The organism is Mesorhizobium sp. M1403 (genome assembly GCF_040317695.1).
Classification (GTDB): domain Bacteria; phylum Pseudomonadota; class Alphaproteobacteria; order Rhizobiales; family Rhizobiaceae; genus Mesorhizobium.
This window is the reverse complement of record NZ_JAMYKY010000064.1, coordinates 1-8207: the sequence shown is the minus strand read 5'-3', so window position 1 is coordinate 8207 and position 8207 is coordinate 1. Positions and strand designations below refer to the sequence as shown.

General features: G+C 64.1%; 7 protein-coding genes. 3 read left to right on the top strand and 4 right to left on the bottom strand.

Features of this window, described 5'->3' with window-relative positions; all coding sequences use genetic code 11:
• Positions 1–284: 284 nt before the first annotated feature.
• The 4 genes from lpdA to NKH01_RS34580 form a co-directional block, all read right to left on the bottom strand.
• Complete coding sequence (lpdA, locus tag NKH01_RS34595) at positions 285–1682, bottom strand: dihydrolipoyl dehydrogenase (RefSeq protein WP_353024679.1); 1398 nt, start codon at positions 1680–1682, stop codon at positions 285–287.
• Between the two features lie 264 nt (positions 1683–1946).
• Positions 1947–3326: a dihydrolipoamide acetyltransferase family protein gene (locus NKH01_RS34590; RefSeq protein ID WP_353010888.1), complete on the bottom strand. Its 1380-nt coding sequence runs from the start codon at positions 3324–3326 to the stop codon at positions 1947–1949.
• A 1-nt stretch (position 3327) separates the two neighbouring features.
• The gene (locus NKH01_RS34585) at positions 3328–4341 is read right to left on the bottom strand and encodes an alpha-ketoacid dehydrogenase subunit beta (RefSeq protein WP_353024678.1); all 1014 of its coding nucleotides are present in this window, start codon (positions 4339–4341) and stop codon (positions 3328–3330) included.
• Positions 4342–4343: 2 nt separating this feature from the next.
• Positions 4344–5576, bottom strand: coding sequence for a 3-methyl-2-oxobutanoate dehydrogenase (2-methylpropanoyl-transferring) subunit alpha (locus tag NKH01_RS34580; protein ID WP_353024677.1), 1233 nt, complete (start codon positions 5574–5576; stop codon positions 4344–4346).
• Between the two features lie 315 nt (positions 5577–5891).
• On the opposite strand from NKH01_RS34580, the gene NKH01_RS34575 reads away from it, so the two are divergent.
• Genes NKH01_RS34575 through holA form a run of 3 tightly spaced genes read left to right on the top strand, consistent with a single transcriptional unit; the run spans position 5892 to position 7923 of the window.
• Positions 5892–6479, top strand: a complete 588-nt coding sequence (locus tag NKH01_RS34575; RefSeq protein ID WP_353024676.1) for a hypothetical protein — start codon at positions 5892–5894, stop codon at positions 6477–6479.
• Complete coding sequence (locus NKH01_RS34570) at positions 6476–6826, top strand: hypothetical protein (RefSeq protein ID WP_352861618.1); 351 nt, start codon at positions 6476–6478, stop codon at positions 6824–6826. The genes NKH01_RS34575 and NKH01_RS34570 overlap by 4 nt, the downstream gene beginning before the upstream one ends.
• A gap of 53 nt (positions 6827–6879) precedes the next feature.
• Positions 6880–7923 carry a DNA polymerase III subunit delta gene (holA, locus tag NKH01_RS34565; protein WP_353024675.1) on the top strand — a complete coding sequence of 348 codons (1044 nt, stop codon included), beginning with the start codon at positions 6880–6882 and terminating at the stop codon, positions 7921–7923.
• Positions 7924–8207 lie beyond the last annotated feature (284 nt).

The following is an 8207-nucleotide window of genomic DNA, read 5'->3' as shown; positions in this document are numbered from 1 at the left end:
TCAATCGCCTCGCCAGAAACATCCTTCAGGCCGCCGATGCTGCCAAAGTTCCCATCAGCCATCGCATCAAGAAATGCGCCTGGAAAGACGACTATCTCATCAATGCCATCACTCATATGCGATAGCCCTGCCCTTGAGGGGGGGAGATGTCGGCGAAGGCGACAGAGGGGGTCGCCTCGCGTAGAGCGCTAACCTCCATCTGTCGCAAGGGAGGTCGCATCCAGTCGAACCGACCCCCTCTGGCCTGCCGGCCATCTCCCCCTCAAGGGGGAGATCACCTGCCCTCAAACATGCACCGCCCGCCCGAGCGCCTTCAGCGCCGCTTCCTGAAAACCCTCCCCTTGCGTCGGGTGGGCGTGGATGGTGCCGGCAATGTCCTCCAGACGCGCGCCCATTTCCAGGGCCAGGCCGAAGGCCGTCGACAGTTCCGACACGCCTTGGCCGACCGCCTGGATGCCGAGCACCAGATGGTTGTCGGCGCGGGCAACGACCCGGACAAAGCCCTCCTCACCCATCTTCGTCATCGCCCGGCCATTGGCGGCGAAGGGGAACAATCCGACCTTGATTTCGCCGCCGAGCCCCTTTGCCTCCTCCGGCGACAGGCCTGCGGTGATCAGCTCCGGATCGGTGAAGCAGATAGCGGGAATGCAGCGTTTGTCCCAGCTGCGCTTGTGGCCGGCGACGATCTCGGCGACCATTTCGCCTTGCGCCATCGCCCGGTGCGCCAGCATCGGCTCGCCGGTGACGTCGCCTACGGCAAAGATGCCGCGCATCGAGGTGCGGCACTGGTCGTCGATGCGGATGAATTTTCCCGCCATGTCGAGGTCGATCTGCTCGAGCCCCCAGTCTTCGACCACCGGCTTGCGCCCGACGGTGACCAGAATCCTGTCGGCAACGATCTTGGCATTCTTGCCGTCCTTCGTCTCGACCAGCAGCGCATCGCCCTTGGTCGACAACCCCTTGGCCTTGGCGCCCACAAGCACCTCGATCCCGAGCTCGGCGAGCCGCTTCACCACCGGCCGGGTCAGTTCGGCATCATATTGCGCCAGTACGCGCGGCAAAGCCTCGACCACGGTCACCTTGGCGCCCATCTTGGCGAAGGCGATGCCGAGCTCCAGCCCGATATAGCCGCCACCAACGACGGCAAGCCTTTCCGGCACTTCGCTCAGCGCCAGCGCTTCGGTGGACGATATCACCAGCCCACCGAAGGGCAGCGACGGCAATTCGATCGACGCCGAGCCCGTGGCGATCACCACCGTCTCGGCGCGGACCACCTGCATCCCGGTTTCGGTCTGGACCTCGACGGTCTTGCCGTCACGGAATTTCGCCCAGCCGTGCACGGTCTTGACCCCGGCCTTCTTCAACAGGCCGGCAACGCCGCTGTTAAGCCGGCTAACGATGCCGTCCTTCCAGGCGATGGTCGTTTCGAGATCAATCGATGGTGTTGCGATTGAAATGCCGAGCGGGCTCTTGCCGCCGGCCATGTGCGACGCCTTTTCGAACTCTTCGGCCGCATGGATCACCGCCTTGGACGGGATGCAGCCGACATTGAGACAGGTACCGCCCGGTTTGCCGAACTCGACGATAACCGTGTCGATGCCAAGCTGGCCGGCGCGGATGGCGCAGACATAGCCGCCGGGACCGGCGCCAATGACGAGCAGCTTGCAGGAGATTTCCTTCATGTCGTGCCCCATGCAGCGGCTCGGAAAAGGGCGCTCTGTGGCGATCCTTCGCGCCCCCCTCTGTCCTGCCGGACATCTCCCCCACAAGGGGGGAGATTGGATCTCGCCTCCGCCTTCGCCAATCGCCGCCGTCGCAGGAGCGGTCGGAGCGCGGAAACTGCCAATCTCCCCCCTTGTGGGGGAGATGCCTGGCAAGGCAGAGGGGGGCGCTGTCCCTCCAGCCTCCCGATCGTTCCGCACCGCCGCAACATTCTATTCATCTCCTCAATCCACAAAAATCAGCGCTGGCGTTTCCAGCAGCGCCTTTATCCGCTGGATGAACACCGCAGCGTCCCAGCCGTCGATGACGCGGTGGTCGAAGCTGGAGGACAGGTTCATCATCTTGCGCGGGATGAACTGGGTGCCGTCCCACACCGGCCGCATCATCATCTTGTTGACGCCGAGGATCGCCACTTCCGGATGATTGATCACCGGCGTCGTCGCCACACCGCCCATCGCCCCGAGCGAAGTGATGGTGATGGTCGATCCAGAGAGCTCGTCGCGCGTCGCCGTGCCGGATTTTGCTGCCTCAGCCAGCCTGACAACCTCGGCTGCGCAATCCCAGATGTCGCGCGCCTCGGCGTGCTTGACCACCGGCACCACCAGCCCCGACGGGGTCTGCGCGGCGATGCCGATATGGACCCCGCCATGCTGGTGGATGATGCCGGCCTCGTCGTCGAACAGCGCGTTGAGGTTTGGCTGGTCGGCAATCGCCTTGACCATCGCCCGCATCAGGAACGGCAGCAGCGTCAGCTTCGGCCTGTCCGCGCCCGGCCGCTTCTCCTTGTTGAGCGCGGCGCGCAAATCCTCGAGCGCGGTGACGTCGATCTCTTCGACATAGGTGATGTGCGGGATGCGCGATTTGGCCAGCGTCATCTTCTCGGCGATCTTTCGCCTGAGCCCGACTATCTTGATGTCCTCGACCGCCTCGTTGCGGACAAGCCCGGCAATCTTGGCGGGCCCGGGTCCGCGCGCCAGGAAAGCCTCGATATCCTCATGCTGGATGCGACCGGCCGGGCCGCTCCCCACAACTTGCCGCAGGTCGATGCCGGCCTCTTTCGCCCTGAGGCGGACGGCCGGCGAGGCCAAGGGCTTCTCGCCCTCCGGACGCCGCGCGCCGGAGATCGGCGCAGTACCCCCACCGGAGGGGAATACCGTTGCCGGCTCACTTTCGCGCGCAGAAGCGCTTTCTGACGGAGGTGGGACTGGTTTGGCGTCGGCCTTGGGAGCCGAAGCTCGTCCCCCTCCCCCTTGTGGGGGTCCGAAGGACGGGCGAGACCCGTGGCTCGCCCCGGCAAGGTCAGGGGTGGGGGTACGCTTGGCGCCCGCCTCAACGTCCCGTGGCGGCTTGACGTTGCCCTCGCCAGCCACCTTCAGGCGCACGATGGGCGAGCCGATCGCCACCGTGTCGCCGATCTCGGCGCCGAGCCAAAGGATCTCGCCATCGACGGGCGAGGGAATTTCGACCGTCGCCTTGTCGGTCATGACCGCGGCCAGCACGGCGTCCTCGCGCACGAGATCGCCGACCTTGACGTGCCACTCGACCAGTTCCGCCTCGGCGACGCCTTCGCCGACATCCGGCAGCTTGATGATATGCTCGCCCACGCTAGGTCTCCATGGTTTCAAGCAAGGCACGGCCAACCCGGGCGGGACCGGGGAAATAGTCCCACTCCTGCGCATGTGGATAGGGCGTGTCCCAGCCGGTGACCCGCGCCACCGGCGCCTCCAGATGGTAGAAGCAGTTTTCCTGAACCAGCGCCGACAGTTCGGCGCCGAACCCCGATGTCAGCGTCGCCTCGTGCACGACCACGCAGCGCCCGGTCTTGTTGACCGAGGCGACGATCGTCTCGAGGTCGAGCGGCAGCAGCGTTCTCAGATCGATGATCTCGGCATCGATGCCGGTCTCCTCGGCCGCCGCCTGGGCGACATAGACCATCGTGCCATAGGCAAGTACGGTGACCGCACCGCCCTGTCTGCGGATCATCGCCTTGCCGAGCGGCACCGTGTAATGGCCGTCGGCGACTTCGCCGAGCTCATGTTTCGACCATGGTGTTACCGGCCGCTCGTGATGACCGTCGAAGGGCCCGTTATAAAGTCGCTTCGGTTCCAGGAAGATCACCGGGTCGGGATCCTCGATCGCCGCGATCAGCAGGCCCTTGGCGTCATGCGGATTGGACGGCACGACGACCTTCAGCCCGGAGACATGGGTGAACAGCGCCTCCGGACTCTGGCTGTGGGTCTGGCCACCAAAAATGCCGCCGCCGGTGGGCATCCTGACCACGATCGGGCAGGTGAAATCACCGTTCGATCGGTAGCGCAGCCGCGCCGCTTCCGAGACGATCTGGTCATAGGCCGGATAAACATAGTCGGCAAACTGCACCTCGACGCAAGGCTTCAGCCCGTAGGCCGCCATGCCGATGGCCGCGCCGACAATGCCGGCCTCGCTGATTGGCGCGTCGAAGCAGCGGCTCTTGCCGTATTTTGCCTGTAGGCCTTGCGTACAGCGGAAGACGCCGCCGAAGAAGCCGACATCCTCGCCGAAGACGATGACGCGCCCGTCGCGCGCCATCGACACGTCCATGGCGTCGCGGATTGCCTCGATCATGGTCCGTCGCGGCATGGTCAGACTCCCGCCTGCTGGCGCTGGCGCCTGAGATGCGGCGGCATCTCGGCATAGACGCCCTCGAACATGTCGCGCGCCGAAGGCTTGCCGCCGGCATGCAGCGTGCCGTGGCGCTCGGCCTCCCGCTGCGCTGAAATCACCGTGTCGAGGATTTCGGCCTCGGCCTGGGCGTGGCGTTCGTCCGACCAGACGCCGCGCTGGATGAGGTGGTTCTTCAGCCTGACGATCGGGTCGCCGAGCGGCCACGCGTCGGACTCGGCTTTCGGCCGGTAGGCCGACGGGTCGTCGGAGCTCGAATGGGCGCCGACGCGGTAAGTGACATATTCGACCAGCGTCGGCCCGAGATTGTTGCGCGCCCGCTCCGCCGCCCATTTGGCCACCGCATGGACGGCGAGATAGTCGTTGCCGTCGACGCGCAGCGACGGGATGCCGAAGCCCAGTCCGCGGGCAGCAAAAGTGCCGGAGCCGCCCCGGGCGATGCCCTGGAAGGTCGAAATCGCCCACTGGTTGTTGACGACATTGAGCACGACCGGCGCCTTGTAGGTCGAGGCGAACACCAGCGCCGAATGGAAGTCGGATTCGGCGGTCGAACCGTCGCCGATCCAGGCGGCGGCGATCTTCTGGTCATTGCTGATCGCCGAAGCCATCGCCCAGCCGACCGCCTGGATGTACTGCGTCGCCAGGTTGCCGGAGATCGAGAAGAAGCCGTGCTCTTTCGACGAATACATGATCGGCAGCTGCCGGCCCTTCAGCGGATCGGCCTCGTTCGAATAGATCTGGTTCATCATCGTGACCATCGGATAGCCGTCGGCGATGAGCAGGCCGGCCTGCCGATAGGTTGGAAAATTCATGTCGCCCGGCGCCAGCGCCTTGCGGAAGGCGCAGCTCACCGCCTCCTCACCGAGATGCTGCATGTAGAAGGAAGTCTTGCCCTGGCGCTGCGCCATCTGCATGCGTGCATCGAAGCTGCGCAGCGTCATCATGTGGCGCAACCCCTCCAGCAGTTCCTCGTCGGAAAGCAGGCCGGCCCACGGCCCGACCGCCTCGCCGGCGCGGTTGAGCACGCGAATGATCGAGAACGCCAGATCGCGGATGGTGCGCGGATCGACGTCCATCTCGGGGCGCGGCACCGAGCCGGCCTTGGGGATGGTCACGTCTGAAAAATCCGGCGTGCCGCCCGGCCGCACCTCCGGCTCCGGAACATGGAAGCGCAACATTCCGGCATCGGCCATGATTTCGGTCCTCCACTGTTGCCCGGCCAAGATATTTGCACACCGCCGGACCAGTGCCAATTCGTCGGGCAGGGCTTCGGTCCTTCGGCTCCCGCCGATGCAGCCTGCCGCGCACAAGATGAAGATGTGTCTGCGAAATTTCTTGTCGATGTTGGACGGCAGCACGCAACTTAGCAGAAATTTGCCGACGATTGCCGCAACAGACGATATGTCCCGGGGTGAGCTTGCCTTTGACGAGCCCGCACATCCAGCGATTCAAGTTGCGCCTACCATTCAGGACCTTATCCTGACGGCATCGTTGTGAGAGAGGCGGGAATGCAAGGCAGATCGAGGGCCGTCGTCGCTTTGGCGATTGTAGCTTTTCTGGTTGGATCCGGTCGACCAGCTTTCGCTCAGTCGGACGATTGCATCGGCACGTACTATCGCACGAGGGATGCTGCCTGCATTGACCGGCTTATCACAACCTTGGATCAAGCTCCGTCCAGCGCTGAAAACGGAACGATAACCGGGTTTTTCGCTGCATTGTTCGACGGCTCGCCGGAGATGCGACGAAAACTGCTGGATGGCGTGCCCTCCGATCGCGCGGCTGACCTTTATCTGGCCGCTCTGCACAAGGCTGGTCTCACGGACGAAGCGCGGCGTTTCGCGTCGAGCCGAAAGCTGGAGGATGCAGCATCCCCCGGTGCCATGCCTTTGAAAACGTTGACACCCCTCTTTGTCCCGTTGGACAATGATCTGCTGCTTGGCGCCTATATGGCGACAGGAGACTTGTCCTACATAGATCATATTCTGGAAAATCTTCGACCAGCCGTGACGGCATCGCGGCGGACGCAATCCGCATCGGCCTTGTTATGGGGAAATTCGCGGGTGCGGTGGCTCCAGGTCGCCCCGAGAATATCATGATTGTCGCTGCATGCCGGAAATATGGGTGCCCCAAGAGCCAGGCATCAAAAGACATGATGCGTGTGATGACGGTGGCATCGGCTGTATGGGCTATACGGTCGCTGGCGAAGAATGACGTTGCAATCAAACAGGAACTCGATCGCCTTTTCCAAAACGACTCGCGTTTGGCCGCCATTTTCGCAAGAGAGCAGAACGCCTTCACAAATTATCTGGCCTCAGTGACTTTGTGGTCGGTCGAGAAAGACAAATCGCTTGACGCGGCAATGACGGACTATGAACGCCTCGGTGCTGCCGATACTTCGTTCAAGCCTGATAGCATCCTGCAATCCCCCGAGGACAAGAACTAGCAGGCCGGCGCCTGTGGTTCACCCGGAGCTCTCGCCATGCTAACCACAACACCATGGTACAGAAGAAAGCATACGAGGTCGATTCATGGCTCGCGAAGCCGGATCCGCGCGTCTCGATCGTGCTGCTTTACGGTCCCGATCGTGGGCTGGTCGCCGAGCGGGCAAAGGCCTTTGCCGCCAGGACCGGCCTGCCGCTCGACGATCCGTTCTCGGTGGTCAGGCTGGACGGATCGGAGGTCGATCGCGACGAGGGCCGCCTGCTCGACGAGGCGCGCACCATGCCGATGTTTTCGGAGCGGCGCCTGCTATGGGTGCGCAACGCTGGGGCTCAGAAGGCGCTTGCCGACGACGTCAGGGCGCTGACCGCCGAGCCACCGCGCGATGCCATTATCCTGATCGAGGCCGGTGACCTGAAGAAGGGCGTCGGCCTGCGCGGCGTGGTGGAGGCGGCGGACAATGCCATGGCTCTGCCTTGCTACGCCGATGAGGCCAGGGACATTGACACGGTCATCGACGACGAACTGCGCAAGGCTGGCATGTCGATGACGCTGGAGGCGCGGCAGGCGCTGCGCCGCAACCTCGGCGGCGACCGGCTGGCCTCGCGCGGCGAGATCGAAAAGCTGGTGCTTTATGCACATGGCCAGGCCGAAATCGGCCTCGACGACGTCAAGGCGACATCCGGGGATGTCTCCGGCCTCTCCTTCGATGCGGCCGTCGACGCCCTGCTCGAAGGCAGGATCGCCGACTTCGACACCGCCTTCACCCGCCATTGCCAGTCCGGCGGCCAGCCCTTCCTGGTGCTTTCATCGGCGATGCGGCAGTTGCAGACGATCCAGGCGATGCGCGGCCTGATGGACGCCGGCGGCCGCAATGCCGCTTCGGTCGTAGCCGCGGCGCGCCCGCCGGTGTTTTTCTCCAGGCGCAAGCTGGTCGAGAAAGCCCTCGAACGCTGGAGCAGCGAGGCGCTCGGCCGCGCCCTGACCCGCTTGCAGACGGCGGTGCTGCAGACGCGCCGGCGGCCCGATCTGTCGACCGCGCTGGCACGCCAGGCGCTGCTCGGCATTGCCGTGGAAAGCGCAAGGCTGGCGCAGAGGTAAGCGCGCTTCGAGCAGATGGTGGCTTCAACTCAGTCGGAGACGACCAATCATTGAGGCTGGCGCCGCCCCTCATTGCGCTACCGGGCATTTCTCCCCGTAAACGAGGAGAAAGAAGCCGGCCGCGACGCCGGCACCCTTCTTGCAACGGTGGAAATCGGCAAAACCGTCAGAGACAGCGCCCTTCTCCCCGTCACTATACGGGCCTGTTGCGTAATTCGCTGATTGTGATTCTCTGAGGTGGACGGTCTGAGGGAATCGCGATGGCAGTGAAGCAGACGGGCCAG